General features: G+C 73.2%; 14 protein-coding genes and 1 pseudogene. 5 read left to right on the forward strand and 10 right to left on the reverse strand.

Features of this window, described 5'->3' with window-relative positions; translation table 11 throughout:
- Positions 1-20: 20 nt before the first annotated feature.
- The 3 genes from AC068A_RS16255 to AC068A_RS16265 all read right to left on the reverse strand — a co-directional run bounded on the left by AC068A_RS16255 (position 21) and on the right by AC068A_RS16265 (position 3,229).
- On the reverse strand, positions 21-1,124 hold the full coding sequence (locus tag AC068A_RS16255; RefSeq protein WP_478585354.1) for an alpha/beta hydrolase: 1,104 nt from the start codon (positions 1,122-1,124) through the stop codon (positions 21-23).
- 81 nt (positions 1,125-1,205) lie between these two features.
- A complete protein-coding gene (locus AC068A_RS16260; protein WP_478585356.1) occupies positions 1,206-1,934 on the reverse strand; it encodes a LuxR C-terminal-related transcriptional regulator in 729 nt (242 codons plus the stop codon).
- Complete coding sequence (locus AC068A_RS16265) at positions 1,931-3,229, reverse strand: ATP-binding protein (RefSeq protein WP_478585357.1); 1,299 nt, start codon at positions 3,227-3,229, stop codon at positions 1,931-1,933. Before AC068A_RS16265 ends, AC068A_RS16260 begins: the two co-directional genes overlap by 4 nt.
- Positions 3,230-3,360: 131 nt before the next feature.
- Here AC068A_RS16265 and AC068A_RS16270 point away from each other — a divergent pair, with 131 nt between their 5' ends.
- Both AC068A_RS16270 and AC068A_RS16275 read left to right on the forward strand, forming a co-directional pair.
- Entirely contained in the window at positions 3,361-4,722 is a 1,362-nt protein-coding gene (locus AC068A_RS16270; RefSeq protein ID WP_478585359.1) for a PspC domain-containing protein, read from the forward strand.
- Complete coding sequence (locus AC068A_RS16275; RefSeq protein ID WP_478585361.1) at positions 4,709-4,963, forward strand: hypothetical protein; 255 nt, start codon at positions 4,709-4,711, stop codon at positions 4,961-4,963. The genes AC068A_RS16270 and AC068A_RS16275 overlap by 14 nt, the downstream gene beginning before the upstream one ends.
- Here the strand turns inward: AC068A_RS16275 and AC068A_RS16280 are convergent.
- From AC068A_RS16280 to guaA, 4 genes are all read right to left on the reverse strand, one after another.
- Complete coding sequence (locus AC068A_RS16280) at positions 4,879-5,373, reverse strand: DoxX family protein (protein WP_478585400.1); 495 nt, start codon at positions 5,371-5,373, stop codon at positions 4,879-4,881. The two genes, AC068A_RS16275 and AC068A_RS16280, sit on opposite strands and share 85 nt — an antisense overlap.
- A 214-nt stretch (positions 5,374-5,587) precedes the next feature.
- Positions 5,588-6,856: a hypothetical protein gene (locus AC068A_RS16285; protein ID WP_478585363.1), complete on the reverse strand. Its 1,269-nt coding sequence runs from the start codon at positions 6,854-6,856 to the stop codon at positions 5,588-5,590.
- 116 nt (positions 6,857-6,972) lie between these two features.
- Positions 6,973-7,818, reverse strand: coding sequence for a class II aldolase/adducin family protein (locus tag AC068A_RS16290; RefSeq protein WP_478585365.1), 846 nt, complete (start codon positions 7,816-7,818; stop codon positions 6,973-6,975).
- Positions 7,819-8,032: 214 nt separating this feature from the next.
- A complete protein-coding gene (gene guaA, locus AC068A_RS16295; protein ID WP_478585367.1) occupies positions 8,033-9,625 on the reverse strand; it encodes a glutamine-hydrolyzing GMP synthase in 1,593 nt (530 codons plus the stop codon).
- Between the two features lie 215 nt (positions 9,626-9,840).
- Here guaA and AC068A_RS16300 point away from each other — a divergent pair, with 215 nt between their 5' ends.
- The 3 genes and pseudogenes from AC068A_RS16300 (at position 9,841) to AC068A_RS16310 (ending at position 11,640) form a co-directional block, all read left to right on the forward strand.
- Positions 9,841-10,077: a DUF7848 domain-containing protein gene (locus AC068A_RS16300; protein ID WP_478585368.1), complete on the forward strand. Its 237-nt coding sequence runs from the start codon at positions 9,841-9,843 to the stop codon at positions 10,075-10,077.
- Positions 10,078-10,175: 98 nt separating this feature from the next.
- Positions 10,176-11,091 (forward strand): annotated as a pseudogene (locus AC068A_RS16305) (RNA-guided endonuclease InsQ/TnpB family protein).
- A gap of 264 nt (positions 11,092-11,355) precedes the next feature.
- On the forward strand, positions 11,356-11,640 hold the full coding sequence (locus AC068A_RS16310) for a chorismate mutase (protein ID WP_478585370.1): 285 nt from the start codon (positions 11,356-11,358) through the stop codon (positions 11,638-11,640).
- Between the two features lie 418 nt (positions 11,641-12,058).
- Here AC068A_RS16310 and AC068A_RS16315 read toward each other — a convergent pair whose 3' ends face one another.
- The 3 genes from AC068A_RS16315 to AC068A_RS16325 all read right to left on the reverse strand — a co-directional run bounded on the left by AC068A_RS16315 (position 12,059) and on the right by AC068A_RS16325 (position 17,391).
- Positions 12,059-13,936 (reverse strand): GMC oxidoreductase, encoded by a 1,878-nt coding sequence (locus tag AC068A_RS16315; RefSeq protein ID WP_478585372.1) that lies wholly within the window; start codon positions 13,934-13,936, stop codon positions 12,059-12,061.
- 33 nt (positions 13,937-13,969) lie between these two features.
- Positions 13,970-15,598 (reverse strand): succinic semialdehyde dehydrogenase, encoded by a 1,629-nt coding sequence (locus tag AC068A_RS16320; RefSeq protein ID WP_478585374.1) that lies wholly within the window; start codon positions 15,596-15,598, stop codon positions 13,970-13,972.
- A gap of 149 nt (positions 15,599-15,747) precedes the next feature.
- Positions 15,748-17,391: a serine/threonine-protein kinase gene (locus AC068A_RS16325; RefSeq protein ID WP_478585375.1), complete on the reverse strand. Its 1,644-nt coding sequence runs from the start codon at positions 17,389-17,391 to the stop codon at positions 15,748-15,750.
- Positions 17,392-17,420: the final 29 nt, after the last annotated feature.

Below are 17,420 nucleotides of genomic sequence, written 5' to 3' on the forward strand. Positions count from 1 at the left end.
ACGGGCGCCGCGGACGCCCGCTACGGTGCCTTGACCTGGGTGCTCAGCCAGCCGAAGACCTGGGGGAGCTGGCGGGTCCAGGCGTCGATGGTGTGGCCGCCCGTGGTCTTCTGGACCTCGATCTTCGTCGGGGCCTGCGCCGACTGCTGGAGGGCGAGCCCCGCCTGGTAGCCGTCCCCCTCGCCGCCCGTGATCAGCAGCGACACCGCGGGCGGGGACGGCAGGGCCTTCAGCATGGTGTGCAGGTTGTGCGACTCGCGCAGCTGCGGGTCCTGGCGGAGCAGGGAGGAGGGCTCCATGCCGGGGTCGTTGTAGCCGGACATGGAGACGGCCGCGCCGTACCGGTCCGGGTGCGAGATCGCCAGCTTGGTGGAGCAGTACGCGCCGGCCGAGTACCCGGCGAGGCCCCAGGAGCGGGGGTCCTCCGAGACGCGGAAGTTGTCGACGACCATCTTGCGGACGTCCACGCTGAGCCAGCTGTCCGCGTTGACCTTGCCGGGGATGTTGGCGCAGCCGGTCTCGGTGTCGCCGAGCAGCATGGTGCGCGCCGAGACCAGGACGAACGGCTGGATCTTGCCGCTCTTCATCAGCGGCTCCAGTTGCTCGGCCACCTTCAGCCCCTTGAACCAGGACTTGCCGGAGCCGGGCATGCCGGGGATCAGCTCGACGACCGGGAACTTCTTGTCCTTGAAGGCCGGGTCCTCGTACTGCGGCGGCAGGTAGACCAGCACATCGCCCTTGACCCCGGATATCTTCCCGTCGAGCTCGGTGGCCTGCACCTTGCCGTGCACGTCCTCGACCGGGCGGAACTGCTGCTTGACCTTCGGCTCGGCCTCGATCTTCTTGCCGCCGAGACCGTCCGGACCGAGGTCGTTGGCGGCCTGCACGTAGTCGCTCGTGCCGAGCAGGTCGCCCCAGGTGGTGTAGAAGTTCTGCTGCCTGTTGACGGCGATGAACACCACGGCGATGGCGGTGACCTGGGCGAACACCATCATCAGCGCGCGGGTGAGGACCCGTACGGCGGCCGGGCCGCGCACCTTGCTCCACACGGCCAACGGCAGGATGACGGCGATCGCCGTCAGGGCGATCGCCGTCGCGAAGAGGGGGGTCCCGGTCAAGCTCATCACGCCAGCCTAGAGGGCGGCGCGCACTGCCCGGGTTCCGCGTCCCGCCTGCGGCATGCGTCACAGAGCAGGCGGAACGCCTCAGACGAGGCGGCGGGCGGTGGCCCAGCGGGTCAGCTCGTGCCGGTTCGACAGCTGGAGCTTGCGCAGCACCGCCGAGACGTGCGACTCGACCGTCTTGACGGAGATGAACAGCTGCTTGGCGATCTCCTTGTACGCGTACCCGCGCGCGATCAGCCGCAGCACCTCGCGCTCGCGCTGGGTCAGCCGGTCCAGGTCCTCGTCGACCGGCGGGGCGTCGGTCGAGGCGAAGGCGTCCAGGACGAAGCCCGCGAGCCGCGGCGAGAACACCGCGTCGCCGTCCTGCACCCGGAAGATCGAGTCCACCAGGTCGGCGCCGGTGATGGTCTTCGTCACGTAGCCGCGCGCGCCGCCCCGGATGACGCCGATGACGTCCTCGGCCGCGTCCGACACCGACAGGGCGAGGAAGCGCACGGGGTGCTCGGCCGCCGCCATCAGCGGGGCGCAGCGCCGCAGGACCTCGACCCCGCCGCCGCCGGGCAGGTGCACGTCGAGGAGGACCACCTCGGGGCGGGTGGCGGTGATGACGGTGACGGCCTGTTCGACGTCGGCCGCCTCGCCGACGACCTCGACGCCGGTGCGGGCGGTGTCCCCGATCTCGGCCTGCACGCCCGCGCGGAACATCCGGTGGTCGTCGACGAGGACCACCCGCACCCGCCGGTCCGCCGCGCCGTCCTGCGCCTGTCCCTGTGCCTGCGTGTCCGCGTTCTGACCGTTCTGACCGTTCATGCCGCCTTCGCCGCCCTCTCCATCTCCAGCTCGACTTCCGTGCCGCCGTCGGGTGCGGACCGCAGCCGTGCGGTCCCGCCGTTGCGCTGCATCCGGCCGATGATCGATTCTCGTACGCCCATGCGGTCGGCCGGTACCGCGTCGACGTCGAAGCCCGGCCCCCGGTCCCGTACGGACACGAACACCGTCTGCCCCTCCACCTCGGCGTAGACCTGCACCGGGCCTCCGTCGCCACCGTACTTGGCGGCGTTGACCATCGCCTCGCGCGCGGCCTGCACCTGCGCGCCCAGCTTCTCGTCGAGGGGGCAGTCGCCGACCACGACGACCTCGATGGGGACGCCGTGGTGGTCCTCCACCTCGGCGGCGGTCTTCTTCACCGCCTCCGCGAGGGTGGCGGGCTCCTCGGCCTCGTCCTTGCCGGTGCCCTCGGGCCTGTACAGCCAGTTGCGCAGCTCCCGCTCCTGCGCACGGGCGAGCCGGCGCACCTCGCCGACGTCCTCCGCGTTGCGCTGGATCAGGGTGAGGGTGTGCAGCACGGAGTCGTGGACGTGGGCGGCGACCTCGGCGCGCTCCTGGGCGCGGATGCGCATCAGGCGCTCCTCGGAGAGGTCCTGGGTCATCCGGATCAGCCAGGGGCCGGCGAGCAGCGCGATGCCGGCGAGGACGGCGAGGGCGGCGGTGAGCACGTTGCCGAGCTGGGCGGCCGAGCCGCGGACGACGATGAAGACGGTGAGGCCGACGCCGACGAGGACGACGCCGGCGAGGCTGCGGGCCAGGTGCAGCATCCGCGGGCTGCGACCGGCGGCGGCGCCCCAGTGCGCCCGCCGGGCGTTGTCGGCCTGCCGCCAGACGAGGACCACGCCGGCCCCGACGAGCAGGGTCGGCCACACGTAGCGGCCGGAGGCGCCGTCGTCCCGGACCTTGGCGATGAAGATGCCCGTGCCGACGCACAGCGCGATCAGGGCTCCGACCTGGCCCTTGTCGGGGCGGCGCAGGCGCCCGCTGCCGTCGGTGAGGCTGTCGAAGAAGGAGCGGTGCGCGGTGCGGCCGCCGACGCCGAGCGGTACGAACACCCAGAAGGCGGCGTACAGCAGGACGCCGAGCCCGTCGCCCCACAGGAACAGGCCGAGGAAGGCCAGCCGCACCCAGACCACGGGGAGCCCGAGGTGCCCGGCCAGGCCGCGCGCGACACCGCCGAGCATCCGGCCGTCGGCGCTGCGGTAGAGCCTGCGCTGCGGTGCTTCGTCGGGATCGGGGGCGTGCGGCGTGCGCGGGGCGGCGGAAACGGGCGGCATGTCACCGATGGTCACACGCGCGCGGGGCGCCCGGCATCAGGGCATCCCCCCAGATGTGACCGGGGGATATCAGGGTTGTGCCAGGGTAAGGCCCGATGCCGGCGGCTCCGACGGCCCGTCACCATGGACGCATGACCAAGCACGACTCCCCGCCGCCGGGCGGCCTGCCCGACGACCGGACCGGCGCACGCACGGGCGACGGCACGGGCGACGGCACGGGCGACGGCACGGGCGGGCGGACCGCCGAGCGGCCGCCGCTGCGCCGCAGCAAGCGCGACAAGGTCCTCGCCGGCGTGTGCGGGGGCCTCGGCCGCTACTTCGACCTGGACCCGGTGATCTTCCGGATCGTGCTCGGCGTCCTCACCCTCACCGGCGGTTTCGGCCTGATCTTCTACGGCTTCGCGTGGCTGCTGCTGCCGGTGGAGGGCGAGGAGGACAGCGAGGCGAAGAAGCTGCTGACCGGCCGGGTCGACGGGGCCACGCTGGCGGCGGTGTTCGCGGCGCTGGTGGGCTGCGCGCTGTTCCTGTCGATGCTGCACAACGGCGGGCTCGGGGCCTTCTCCGTCCTGGTCGTGCTGGCGCTGGGCGGGGGCGCGTACGTCTCCCAGCGCCGCCGCAGCTCCGCCGGGCCCGAGGCGGAGTCGCCGGCCGCGCACCGCCCGGCCCCGCCGGAGACGCAGGCCCCGCCCGCGCCGGGCGGCCCGTCGTGGTGGCGGGACCCGCTGGTCAAGGACGGCACCACCGGCCCGGTCGGATCCACCGGCTACCTGTGGGGGCCGGACGACTCCGCCGGCGCGGCGGGCGGCGCGAACGGCCGGGCGGGCGGGGAGCCCCGGCAGGGCCCCGGCCGGCCGCGGCCGCGCGGCGGGATCGGCGGCCGGGTGTTCGTGCTGGCGATGCTGGCGGGGGCGGTCGCGACCGCCGCGGTGTGGGAGGACGGCACCCTCTCGCACGCGCTCCAGATCGGCCTGGCGTCGGCCCTGGCGGTCTTCGGCCTCGGCCTCGCGGTCAGCTCGGTCAAGGGGCGTACCGGCTTCGGGACCCTCTTCCTCGCCATGGCCACGGCCGGGCTGCTGGCCGTCGCGTCCGCCCTGCCCGAGAACATCGGCACGGACTGGCGGGACGTCCGCTGGCGACCGGCTGCCATGGCCGACGTACGGCCGGCGTACGCGGCGGACACCGGGCTGGCGACGCTGGACCTGAGCCGGCTGGACGTGCCGAAGGGCACCACGCTGTCCGTGCGGGCCGACATCGAGGCGGGCCGGCTCAAGGTGATCGTGCCGCGCGAGGTCACCGCTCGGGCCGACGTGTCCGTACGGCTGGGCGACATCAAGATGCCCGGGGACGACACCCGGACGATACGCGTCAAGAGCGGCGGCGAAACCCAGCAGGAGACCCTGGAGCCGGCCGCGGGCACCGAGGCCGGCGGAACGATCGAGCTGCACCTGCACGCGGGTGTGGGACAGGTGGAGGTGGCACGTGCCGCGTCATGAGTTCCAGCCGGGACGGCTGCTGGCGGGCCTGGTCCTGACCGTCGCGGGCGTGCTGTACCTGCTCGACGCGACCGGGGAGGTCGACACCCCGTGGTTCCTGGTGGTGCCGATGGCCGCGGGCGGGCTGGTGCTGGCCTCGCTGGTCGGGATGGTGACCTATGCGGTGCGGCGCGACCTCCGGGACCGTTCGGACGACCGCGCGGTGCGACGCGACCGGATCAGCGAGTCCAGGGACCAGTAGGGCGCGCCGGCCAGGATCAGCGGGGTCCAGGCCATCAGGTAGGCGAGGTCGTTTCCGTAGTAGTACGGGGTCACCTGCCAGGACACCGTGAGCCACAGGCTGAGCGAGATCAGCGCTCCGCCCGCGGCCGCGAGCCGGGTCAGCAGCCCCGCGAGGACGGCCAGGCCGACCGCCATCTCCGCGACGGCCAGCAGGACGGCGAAGCCGACGGGCGAGTGCAGGGCCAGGTCGACGAGGCCGGGGACCGCGGAGGTGTCGCGCACTCCGCGCATCACCTCGCCGATCGAGCCCGGACCGGAGGCGGACAGGAACGCGGGGTCGGTGAGCTTGTCCAGGCCCGCATAGACGAAGGTCACGCCCAGGAAGACACGCAGCGGCAGGAGCGCGTACCGGGCGGCCCGGTCCCGCAGCGAGGGGGCCGCGTGACCGGCGGGGGCCGCGTGGCCGACGGAAGCGGCGGGAGCGGCGTGGCCGACGGGGGCGCCGGAGCCTTCGGTGGCGTCGGGGACACGGACGCCGTCGGGGACGCGGGAGGCGCCGGGAGGGCGGGAGGCGTCGGGCACGCGGAAGCCGTCGGGGGCGTCGGGGCTGTCGGGTCTGGTCACGCTCCCATCTGTACCCGCTTCACTCGGCCACGTCGATGATGTAGCGGTTGGATTCCACCCCCGCCGCGGTCACCACCTGGAGCTCGACCCGCCCCGGTTCCACTTCCGCCGGGACCGGCACCGTCAGCGCCGCGTCCGACGGGTTGGAGAACCCGCCCGCCACCGGGACCAGCGGCACGTGCACGTGCACCGTCCCGATCCGCACCACCAGCCGCGCCAGCATCTCCGGCGTCTGCGCCCCGGGCGGTACGAACCCCACTCCGCGGATCTCGATGTCGTCCCCCGGCCGGACGGCCGCGTCCAGGTCCCCGGGCTCGCGTCTGCGGACCACCGACAGCACCAGCGGACGGGCCACCTCCGCGTACTTCGCCGCCAGGTACACCGCGGCCGACAGGGCCACCAGCAGTGCCAGCGCCCACGGCAGCCGCGGCAGCCGGTCCGGGAACCGGGCCAGCGACACCGCCGCGTAGCCCAGCACCACCGTGGAGACCAGGACGTACTGGGCGTCCGGGAAGCTGCCCCGGCCGGCGTCGTCCGTCAGCAGGTCCACCCCGCGCGGGCGTTCCGCGGGCAGCTTCTGGAGGCGCTGCCCGAGGATCCGTACGGCGACCACCCGGCGCACCAGCACCGCCACGGCCGAGGTCAGGGCGACCACCGCCAGCAGCGGCAGGGCACGCCCGAGCGCCAGCCCCTCGTACAGCGCCTGCCGCTCCGGCCCGGGCGGCGACGCCGCCAGCCGCAGCGCGGGCAGCAACGCGGCGAACGCGGTCAGCAGCAGCCAGGCGCTCGGCACCGCCTTCGAGGTGGACAGCCGGTTGTCCTCCCCGACCAGCGGGGCCAGCAGCCCGCCGCGCACCGACTGGGCGCGCGCGGCGACCGTGAGCAGCCCGGCCAGCACCAGGGCCGCGAGCAGGGCGGCGGTGCGCGCGGTGGACCATCCGGGGCCGAGCGCGGTGCCGACCTGGACCAGGAGCAGCACCCCGGCGGCGATCCACACGGCGAGCACGGCCCGCCGCGAGAGCAGGTACAGCCAGGAGGTGCCGGCCTCGCGTCCCCGGTCGGCGGCGGTGCGGGCCGACAGGGTCAGCTCGTCGGAGACCCACTGCCGGGACGCCCCGGCGGACCGGGCCACCGCGGCCGGCAGCCCGTGTCCCGCGGCGAACTCGTCACGCTTCTCCAGGAACGCCGCTACCGCGCGCCGGTGCCCCTCCTGCACGCCGTGCGGGCAGTCGTCGCAGGTGCATGCGCCGCCGTGGGGCGTGAGGGAGATCGGGTGGTGGACAGCCACGTGCCTGCCGCCTCTCTGAACTACGGTGCAGTGCCTGCGAATTGTGCACCACGGCGGCAGCGCTCCGGATTGCGCACGATGTCAGAGCAGGTGATTAACCGTTCATGATGTTGACGTCACCCGCCCGGCATACCGTGCCCGCCCGCCGGTTGCTCACCCTGCACGGACTGCCACAGGGGCTGGTAGGCGGCCCAGGCCGCGAGGTCCGTCCCGAACCGCTCCCGCACGGCGAGCGCGGCCCGGTGCTCGACCGGCACCGGCTTGCCCGCGGCCCGCGCGATCAGCTGCACCTGCGCCGCCCGCTCGGCCGCGACGGACCACCAGGCGGCCGCGTCCACGGAGTCGCCGACCGTCAGCAGCCCGTGGTGGCGCAGGATCAGCGCCTTGTACGGGCCGAGGGCCCGGGCGATGCGCCGGCACTCCCCCGGGTCACCCGCGCCGGCGGTGTACTGGTTGACGAGGGCGTGGTCCTCGTAGAACACGCAGGCCTCCTGGGTGACCGGGGCGAGCAGCTCGCCGAGCGCGGCGAGCGCCCTGCCGTACGGGCCGTGCACGCGGACCACGGCCACCGTGTCGGGCCGGGCCCGGTGCACGGCCGCGTGCAGGGCGAAGGCCAGCTGGTTCACCCGCCGCTCCCCCTGCACCACGCGCCCGTCCCCGTCGACGAGGATCAGGTCCCCGGCGGTCAGCGAGCCGAACGCCCGCCCGAAGGGGTTCACCCAGTAGCAGTCCTCGAACGCGGGATCGCGCGCGGTGGCCTGTCCGGTGACCCCCTCCTCGTACCCGAGCCGGCCGAACAGGCGCAGTGCGCCGGCGAGCCGCTCCTTGCGGTGGGCGCGCTCCCGCGCCGGATCGGTGTGGACGGGCGGCAGCTCGTACCGCAGCCGGTCCTCGGGCACGGGCGCCGGCGCCGGGACGGGCGCGGGGGCGGGGGCGGGGGCGGGCACGGGCTGGTCCGGCATGGCGGCCCTCCTCGGTCGCAGCGGTCGGCGCGGCCGCGGCGCCGGAGCGGCGGACGGCCGGCGGCGGCTGGCGCGCAAGGTACCGGCGGGGCCCGCAACCCGCCAGAGAGGAAGGCCGGGGAGGGCCGGAGAGGGCCGGGAACGGGCGAAGCCGCCACCCCGGGACGGGGTGGCGGCTTCACCGCGGGCTCGGGCGGGGATCAGTCCCTGGGGACTACTCCCACTCGATCGTGCCCGGGGGCTTGCTGGTGCAGTCCAGGACGACGCGGTTGACGTCCTTGACCTCGTTGGTGATGCGGGTCGAGATCCGGGCGAGGACCTCGTACGGCATCCGGGTCCAGTCCGCGGTCATGGCGTCCTCGGAGGAGACGGGGCGCAGCACGATCGGGTGGCCGTAGGTGCGGCCGTCGCCCTGCACGCCGACGCTGCGGACGTCCGCCAGCAGGACCACCGGGCACTGCCAGATTTCCCGGTCCAGGCCGGCCGCGGTGAGCTCGTGGCGGGCGATGGCGTCGGCCTCGCGCAGCAGGTCCAGGCGCTCCTTGGTGACCTCGCCGACGATGCGGATGCCGAGGCCCGGGCCCGGGAAGGGCTGGCGCTGGACGATCTCCTCGGGCAGGCCGAGCTCCTGGCCGACCATCCGGACCTCGTCCTTGAACAGCTGGCGCAGCGGCTCGACGAGCTCGAACTCGATGTCCTCGGGGAGGCCGCCCACGTTGTGGTGGGACTTGATGTTGGCGGTGCCGGTGCCGCCGCCGGACTCGACGACGTCCGGGTACAGGGTGCCCTGGACCAGGAAGGCCACGTCCGGGCCGCCCTCGGCCTCGGCGATGATCTCGGCCTGGGCCTGCTCGAAGACGCGGATGAACTCGCGGCCGATGATCTTGCGCTTGGTCTCGGGGTCCGTGACGCCGGCCAGCGCGTCCAGGAAGCGCTCCTGCGCGTCGACGACCTTCAGCTGCACGCCGGTGGCCGCGACGAAGTCCTTCTCGACCTGCTCGGTCTCGCCCTTGCGCATCAGGCCGTGGTCGACGTACACGCAGGTCAGCTGGGAGCCGATGGCCTTCTGCACGAGGGCCGCGGCGACCGCGGAGTCCACGCCGCCGGACAGGCCGCAGATGGCGCGCTTGTCGCCGACCTGGGCGCGGATGGCCGCGATCTGCTCCTCGACGATGTTGCCGGTGGTCCAGGTGGGCTGCAGGCCCGCGCCGCGGTAGAGGAAGTGCTCCAGCACCTGCTGGCCGTGCGTGGAGTGCATCACCTCGGGGTGGTACTGCACGCCGTACAGCTTCTTCTCGTCGTTCTCGAAGGCCGCGACCGGGACGACGTCGGTCGACGCGGTGACGGTGAAGCCCTCGGGGGCCTTGGAGCAGGCGTCGCCGTGCGACATCCACACGGACTGCTGCTCGGGGGTGCCCTCGAAGAGCGTCGAGCCGGTCTTGCTGACGGCCAGCGGGGTGCGGCCGTACTCGCGGGCGCCGGTGTTGTCGACGGTGCCGCCGAGGGTGGTCGCCATCAGCTGGAAGCCGTAGCACATGCCGAAGACCGGGACACCGGCCTCGAACAGCGAGCGGTCGAGCTGCGGCGCGCCCTCTTCGTACACCGAGGACGGACCGCCGGACAGGATGATCGCCTTGGGGTTCTTGGCCAGCATCTCGGCCACGGGCATCGTGCTCGGCACGATCTCGCTGTAGACCCGTGCCTCGCGGACGCGGCGGGCGATGAGCTGGGCGTACTGGGCGCCGAAGTCGACGACGAGAACCGTGTCCGGGGCGGCGTCGTGGGCGGCGGAGGGTGCTTCTGGCACGGGGGCGGCCTTCCGGCGGAAGAGGGGGCTGTTTTGTCAATTCTAACGGGGGACGCGCCGGCCGCTTTCGTCTCACCATCCGAACCGCGAGGCCGTGACGCGCCGCGACGAAGCGGTCACAGCGTCCGCCGCCATGGCAGCACAGACCACCATGAGCCGGCCACGTCCACCTCTCCCTGCCTGCCGACGCCCCGAGACCAGCCGCACGTTGCGACGTGTGTGCAGCGCTGGCCAAGCAGCGCTCGGAGGCGTACCGGCGGGGGACCGCTCGGCCGTGTCGGGCTGCAGCGTCGGGATCGTCGCCCACCGCGGGTGCGGCCGGTGCTGAGCCCACGCACCGTGTTCCGGGGTCACAGGGCGACCAACTGGCAGTGCAGGACTGGGCACTGCGGCACACCGGACGAACCGGCCATGATCTGTTCCGTCGCGTGTACACCGACCACGCGCGCTGAATACACGACAGCTGGCCAGCTCGTCCGGTCGGCCACTCATTCGTGTGAGCCGTCCGGGTTTCCGGGAAAGCAGCGGCTTCCGGCTCTAGCTTGGCGTTATGGCGACAGTGGGGGAGGTCGGGTACGCCCGGTACACCTACCGACTGCGCGTATCGTCCAACGCCTTGTCGGCTCTGCTGTCGGAGTGGGACCGGTGTCGCTGGGTGTGGAACCAATGCGTGGTCGAATCGCGGGCTGCGCACAAGGCCGGCAAGAACTGCGGACCGCCGGCGCTGGACAGGTTGCTGACCGGCTGGCGTAGCAACCATGAGTGGCTACGCGAAGGTGGCAGTGTGCCACAGCAGCAGATCATCCGGGACTTCGCCAAGGCGCGCGCCAAGGCGTTGAAGGACATCAAGGCCCGGTTGCCGGTGCGGCAGCGCGCGGGATGCCTCTGTTCAAGAAGAGAGACCGAGCGGACCCGACGCTCAACTACACCAGGAACGGCTTCCGGCTGAGAAACGGGCGCCTGCACCTGGCGGGCGGTATAGCGCTGAGGCTGCCTCCAAGGGCTACCGCAAGGCGAAGAGGCAGACTGCGAAGGCACACAAGAAGATCGCCCGCCAGCGTCAGGACACCGCCCGCAAGTGGGCCAAGAAGATCGTGGAGGCCTTCGACCGGCTCGCGGTGGAGGACTTCCGACCGAAGTTCCTCGCCAAGTCGACCATGGCCCGCAAGGCGGCCGACGCGGCGATCGCCGCCACGAAGCGCGAACTGATCAACATGGCGCGCAAGCACGGCCGGGTCCTGCACCTCGTGCACCCGGCGCACACCACCAGGGACTGCGGACAGTGCGGAGCGAGAACCAAGCACGCGCTGCCGTTGTCGGAACGTACGTACACGTGCACCGCGTGCGGAGCCGTCTCCCCGAGGGACAAGAACTCCGCACGCGTGATGCTCGTCCGGGCTGGTCTCACCCCGGCTACCGCCGATCGTGGAAGACCCGACGGACCGCCGGTCCGCCAGGCAGCGTGAGGTAGGAATCCCCTCGCTCGCGAAGGGAGAGGATCTCAACATCCGAACCCGGTTGGCCCGCAGCGGCACGGACGGCCATAATCCGTTTCGTGCGCAAGCAGCTGAGCTTCCTCTTTACCTATGGCACCGGACGGTCCGGCCGCCATGGGTTCTCGTGATGCTCGCTCCGAGCCACTGACTTCCCGCAGCGCCCCGGTCCGGCAGGACCCGGGCGCTGCGGCGTTTCACCGGTCCTGCGGGCCCCACCGACAGGAGAACCCCGCCATGAACGCCACCACCACCTCCGCCGTCACCGCCCCCGCCTCTCCCGAGGAGCTGATCGCCGCCTCCCGCGAGCGCATCGACGCCATCGACGACCGGATCATCGGCCTGATCCAGGAGCGGATGGCCGTCTCGGCCGTCATCCAGCAGACCCGGATCGCCTCGGGCGGCCGCCGGGTGCACCTCTCCCGCGAGATGGAGGTGCTCGCGCACTGGAAGGACGCCCTCGGCAGGCCCGGCACCGCCCTCGCCATGACCCTGCTGGAGCTCTGCCGCGGCCGCGTCTGACGCCTGTTCGTCACCCGTCCGGCGCGTAACCGCCCCCGCGGGCCTTCGTTGGTGTGGGTGGCCGCGTCAGCCAGTCGCGGGACCGGCACCACGCGTGGCTCCACCGGAGCGATGAGACGTACGGCCCGTGCGACGTACGTCGTGGGACCTCGCTCCTCGTGTGACCGGACAGCAGGGGACAGCAGCCCGGTCACCCCGAAAAGACGGCCGGCCCAGGGGACGCCCCGGGCCGGCCGTTCTCGTGTCCGGCCCCCCGCCCCGGCCCCGCCTCCAGCCCCGCCCCACCCCTGCGAGAGGTGTGACGGACGCCACACCTGTGCGGGTGTCCCGCGGGTACAACCTTCGGTGCCGAACGCCTGTCACCTATGTACCGCGGCGGGTACCGCGCTCGGAGGGGGAGCGCGGTACCCGCCGCGTGTCAGCCGGCAGCCCCGGTTCCGGCCCCCGTCCCGGCCCCGGCCTCCGGCGCGGCCCCCGCGGTACGCGGCGGGACCTCCGGGACCGCGAGGAACGGCAGCCGCAGCGCGCCGAAGGCCTCCTTCGGGACCGCCGGACGGACCGGTTCCACCGCGGCGAGCCGCACGTAGGCCGCGCCCTGCTCGGGGCGCGGGTCCTGCTCGCCGTTGTTCGGCCAGTACGACATCGCCCGCTCCGCCTGCGCCGTGATCGTCAGCGACGGATTGACCCCGAGGTTCGCGGAGACCGCCGAGCCGTCCACCACCGAGATGCCCGGGTGCCCGTACAGCCGGTGGTACGGGTCCACGACGCCCTCCTCGGGCGAGGCGCCGATCGGGCAGCCGCCGAGGAAGTGCGCGGTCAGCGGGGTGCCCATCAGCTCGCCGATGTTGCTGCCGGGGAAGCCGTTGATCTCCTCGGCCAGCAGGGTCGCGGCCCGGGTGGCCTCGGCGATCTGCACCGGGTTGGGGGCGCCGTGCCCCTGGCGGGCGGTGAGCAGGCCCCGGCCGGGGCCGCGGGGCCGGCGGTACGTGGTCAGCGAGTTGTCCAGGGACTGCATGACCAGGCCGATGATCGTCCGCTCCGACCAGCGCCGGTTGGACAGCGAGCGCAGCAGCTGCACCGGGTGCTTCGCGGTCCGCGCGAACCAGGCCCGGACCCGGTGGCCGCTGTACGGCACCTGGAGCACGGTCAGGAAGCCCATCGCGTTGGAGCCCCGCCCGTAGCGGACCGGTTCGATGTGGGTGTCGGCGTCGGGGTGCACGGACGAGGTGATGGCCACCCCGCGGGTGAAGTCCGCCCGCCGGTCCGCGCCGTGCCGCCTGCGGTAGCGGCGGTCGTCGGTCTGCGCGCCGACCAGGCCCTCCGAGTTGGTGCGGGTCAGCTCGCCGAGGCGGTCCGGGATCCGCGGGAGCAGCCCGTTGTCCTTCATGGTGTGCAGCAGCGTCTGGGTGCCGTACGTGCCCGCCGCCACGACCACGTACCGGGCGCGCAGCTCCTTGGCGATGCCGCGGCGGCGGGCGTCGGTGGGAACCGTGCGGACCCGGTAGCCGCCGCCCGGGTGCTCGGCGAGGGCGGTGACCGTGGTCATCGGGTGGATCACGGCGCCGGCGCGCTCGGCGAGATGGAGGTAGTTCTCGTTCAGGGTGTTCTTCGCGCCGTGCCGGCACCCGGTCATGCACTCGCCGCACTCGGTGCAGGCCCGGCGGGCGGGCCCGGCCCCTCCGAAGTACGGGTCGGGGACCTCCTCGCCGGGCTTGGCCACGGCGGCTCCCTCGGCGTCGGCGCCGTCGCCGAAGAAGACGCCGACCGGGGCCATGTGGAAGGTGTCCCCGACGCCCATCTTCTCGGCGACGGCCTTGAGGTGGACGTCGGAGGGGGTGGTCGTCGGGTTGAGGCGCACCCCGAGCATCCGCTTGGCCTGGTCGTAGTACGGGGCGAGTTCCTCGCGCCAGTCCGTGATCGAGGCCCACTGGCGGTCCTCGAAGAACGCGGTCGGCGGCACGTACAGGGTGTTGGCGTAGTTGAGGGAGCCGCCGCCCACCCCGGCGCCCGCCAGCACCATGACGTTGCCGAGCAGGTGGATCCGCTGGATCCCGTAGAGCCCGAGGGCCGGGGCCCACAGGTAGTTCCGCAGGTCCCAGCTGTTCTTCGGCAGGCTCTCACGGGTGAAGCGGCGCCCTGCCTCCAGGACGCCGACCCGGTAGCCCTTCTCGGTCAGCCGGAGCGCCGAGACCGATCCTCCGAAGCCCGAGCCGATGACGATGACGTCGTAGTCGTGGTCGTGGTCGTGTTCGCGGTCTTGGTCGCGGTCCTGGTCGCGGACGTACGGCTGTGCCACTGGCGCGCCTCCTCGGCGGACGGACGGGGGCTGTCAGCGCAGGCGGAGGGCCTTCATCACCTTGAGGCTGCGGGTCATGAACGCCGCGTACCGCTCGTCGTCCATGCCCAGCGAGGGGGCCATCGGCAGCACCCGCTGGTGGGCGACGGTCTGCGCCTCGGTGTACTTGAGGATGCCCTCGGAGCCGTGCCGGCGGCCGAGGCCGGAGTCCTTCATGCCGCCCATGGGCGCCTGGGCGCTGCCGTAGGCCGGGGCATAGCCCTCGTTGATGTTGACGGTGCCGGTGCGCAGGCGGGCGGCGACGGCGTGGCCGCGGCGGGCGTCCTTGGTCCACACGCTGGAGTTGAGGCCGTAGGCGGTGGCGTTGGCCTGGGCGATCGCCTCGTCCTCGTCGGTGAACCGGTAGATCGAGACGACCGGGCCGAAGGTCTCCTCGCCGCACACCGCCATCGGCGCCTCGACGCCGTCGAGGATGGTGGGCTCGTAGAACAGCGGGCCGATGTCGGGGCGGGCGGTGCCGCCGGCGACGAGGGTGGCGCCCTTGGCCACGGCCTCGTCGACGTGCCTGGTGACGGTCTCCAGCTGGCGCTCGCCGACCAGCGAGCCCATGTCGGCGCCGTAGGCGAGGGAGCTGCCCAGCCGCATGGCCCTGGTGCGGGCGGCGAACCGTTCGACGAACGCGTCGGCGATCGAGGCGTGGACGTACAGCCGCTCGATCGAGATGCACAGCTGGCCGGCGGAGGAGAAGCAGGCGCGGACGGCGCCCGCGGCGGCCTTCTCGATGTCGGCGTCGTGCAGGACGACCATGGCGTTCTTGCCGCCGAGTTCGAGGGAGACCCCGACGAGGCGGGCGGCCGCCCCCTGGGCGACCTCGCGGCCGGTGCGGGTGGAGCCGGTGAAGGAGACGTAGTCGGCGTGCCGGACCACCTCGGGGCCGACGACGGGCCCCTCGCCGAGGACGATCTGGAAGACCTCGGCGGGCAGCCCGGCCTCGATCAGCAGATCGCGGGCCCACAGGGCGGTCAGCGCGGTCTCGGTGTCGGGCTTCATCACGACCGCGTTGCCGGAGACGAAGGCGGGCAGGGCGTCGCCCACGGAGAGTTCGAGGGGGTAGTTCCAGGGTGCGATCTGCCCGACGACTCCGCGCGGCTGGCGCAGCTCGGTGACCTTGGTCAGGGTGGGCATGGCGCCGGTGTGGCTCTTGGGGCGCAGGTACGCGGGCGCCTTGCGGCCGTAGTGGCGGGCGGCGACGGCGACGGCCTGGACCTCCTCGTGGGCGTGCAGGCGGGCCTTGCCGGTCTCCAGCTGGATCAGGTCGAGCACCTCGGCCTGGCGGTCCAGGACCAGGTCGTGGAAGCGGAGCAGGACGGCGGCCCGGCGGCGCACGGGGACGGCGGCCCACGCGGCCTGGGCGGCGCGGGCCCGGGCGAAGGCCTCGGCGACGTCCTCGGGGGTGGCCTCCGGCAGGTCGGCGAGCCTGTCCCCGGTGAAGGGGCTGTGGTTCGCGGTGCGGCCCGAGCCGATCACTCCGCGGGTGAGCCGGGCCACCAGGTCGGGGGTCACCACGTCGGCTGCGGTGCGGGCCCCGGCCGGGGCCGGGGCGACCGGGTTGGTGGGCTGCGGTGCGCTGCGGAGGGGGGCCGGGGCCTGCGTGTCCGTCATGGCGGTGAGCGTATTGCGCCCGGCGGCCTTTGGGTACCCGTCGGTAACCGGATTTTGCCAAAACCGCCAGTGATCGCTGGCAGGATGGGCCGGGCGGGTGGTGCCGGCCCTTTCCGGCAGGCGGGTTCAGCCCTTTCCGGCAGGCGGGTTCAGTCCTTCTTGGCGGGCGGGGCCCAGCCGCTGAGCACGGTGTCGAACTGCGCGCGGGTGGTCTCCCAGTCCGCCGCCGGCCCCGACATGTACACCGCGTACTCGGTGCCGTCCGGGGCGATGTACATCTGCTCGATGGCCCGGCGCGGACCGGCGTGCGCCCCCTTCTCCGTCCAGGTGAACTCCCAGATGGCCGAGCGGGTGCTGTCCTGGAAGGTGTTCTGGTTCAGCTTCTGCCGCTTGTAGTCGGTGCGCTGGCGCAGCTGCTTCTCCAGGTCCAGCAGGTGCGTGTACGGGTTGTCGTAGTCCGGGGTGGTGTCGATGGCGATGCGGATGAAGTGCTTGCCGTTGTCCGGGGTGTAGTCGATCTGGTTGCCGTCCATCCGGCGCTTCCAGTCGTCCGGTACCCACAGGGTGAAGCCCGCCGGGTCGGCGACCTCGTTCCAGCCCGCGGGCGGGGTGCCCTTGCCGTCCTTGCCGTCCTTGCCGTTCGTCCCGTTCGTGCCGTTCTGCTGGTCGGGGGCGCTCGCGTTCGTGTCGGAGCCGCCGCCCTGGTCGCCGTCCCCGGTGTACTTCAGCACCCCGAACACCGCGCCGCCGCCGACCAGCGCCGCCACCAGGGCCACCGCCGCGGCCCGCTTGATCCGGCCTGCGGTCGGGTTCGGCCGGGCGTCCGGCTCCGCCCGGCCGGGCAGTTCGGCCGTCCGTACGGAGTCGGCGGGCGTCGGGCGGTCCGGTTCGGGCTCCCGTACGCCGGCCAGCTCCTGCGGGGTCACCGCGCGCGTGGGCACGTACGCGTGCGCCGCCTTCGGCTCGCGGCCCTCCATCACCTCCAGCAGCATCCGCTCCGTCTCCTGCGCGGAGGGCCGCTCCTCGGGGTCCTTGCGCAGCAGGGCGGTGATGACCGGCCCCAGCGGCCCGGACTGCCGCAGCGCGGGCGGCTCGTCGTTGACGACGGCCTGCAGGCTGGAGATCGGCGAGGTGCGGCGGAACGGCGAGCGGGCCTCGACCGCCGTGTACAGGGTGGCGCCCAGCGACCACAGGTCGGAGGCCGGGTCGGGGGTGCCGCCGGTGACCCGCTCCGGGGCCAGGTAGTCGATGGAGCCGACGATCTCGCCGGTGCGCGTGATCGAGGAGTCGCCCTCGATCGCGGCGATCCCGAAGTCGGTGAGCAGGACCCGCCCGTCCTTCGCGAGCAGCACGTTCCCGGGTTTGACGTCCCGGTGCAGCACGCCGACCGCGTGCGCGGCCCGCAGCGCGCCCAGGACGTGCAGCCCGATCCGGGCGGCCTCGCGGGGCTCGATGCGGCCTGCTGCCTTCGCGGCCTCGGCGAGGGAGGGGCCGTCGATGTACTCCATGACGATCCACGGCCGTTCGTCGTGCTCCAGCACGTCGTGGACGGTGACGACGGCCGGGTGCTGGATGCGGGCGGCCGCCCGGGCCTCCTTCTGCGTCCGGGCGTGCAGGACGTCCCGGTCGCCCTGGGCGACGAACAGACCCGCCGTCAGCTCCTTGACGGCGACGGTCCTGTTCAGGAGCTCATCATGGGCGCGCCACACCTTCCCCATGCCGCCGCTGCCGATGGGCTCCACGAGCCGGTACCGGCCGGCGAGCACTGCGCCCGCACCTGTCTGCTGTTCCACGAATCCCCGCCACTGTTGTGCACTTCGGG

Source organism: Streptomyces sp. NPDC043854 (genome assembly GCF_056436005.1).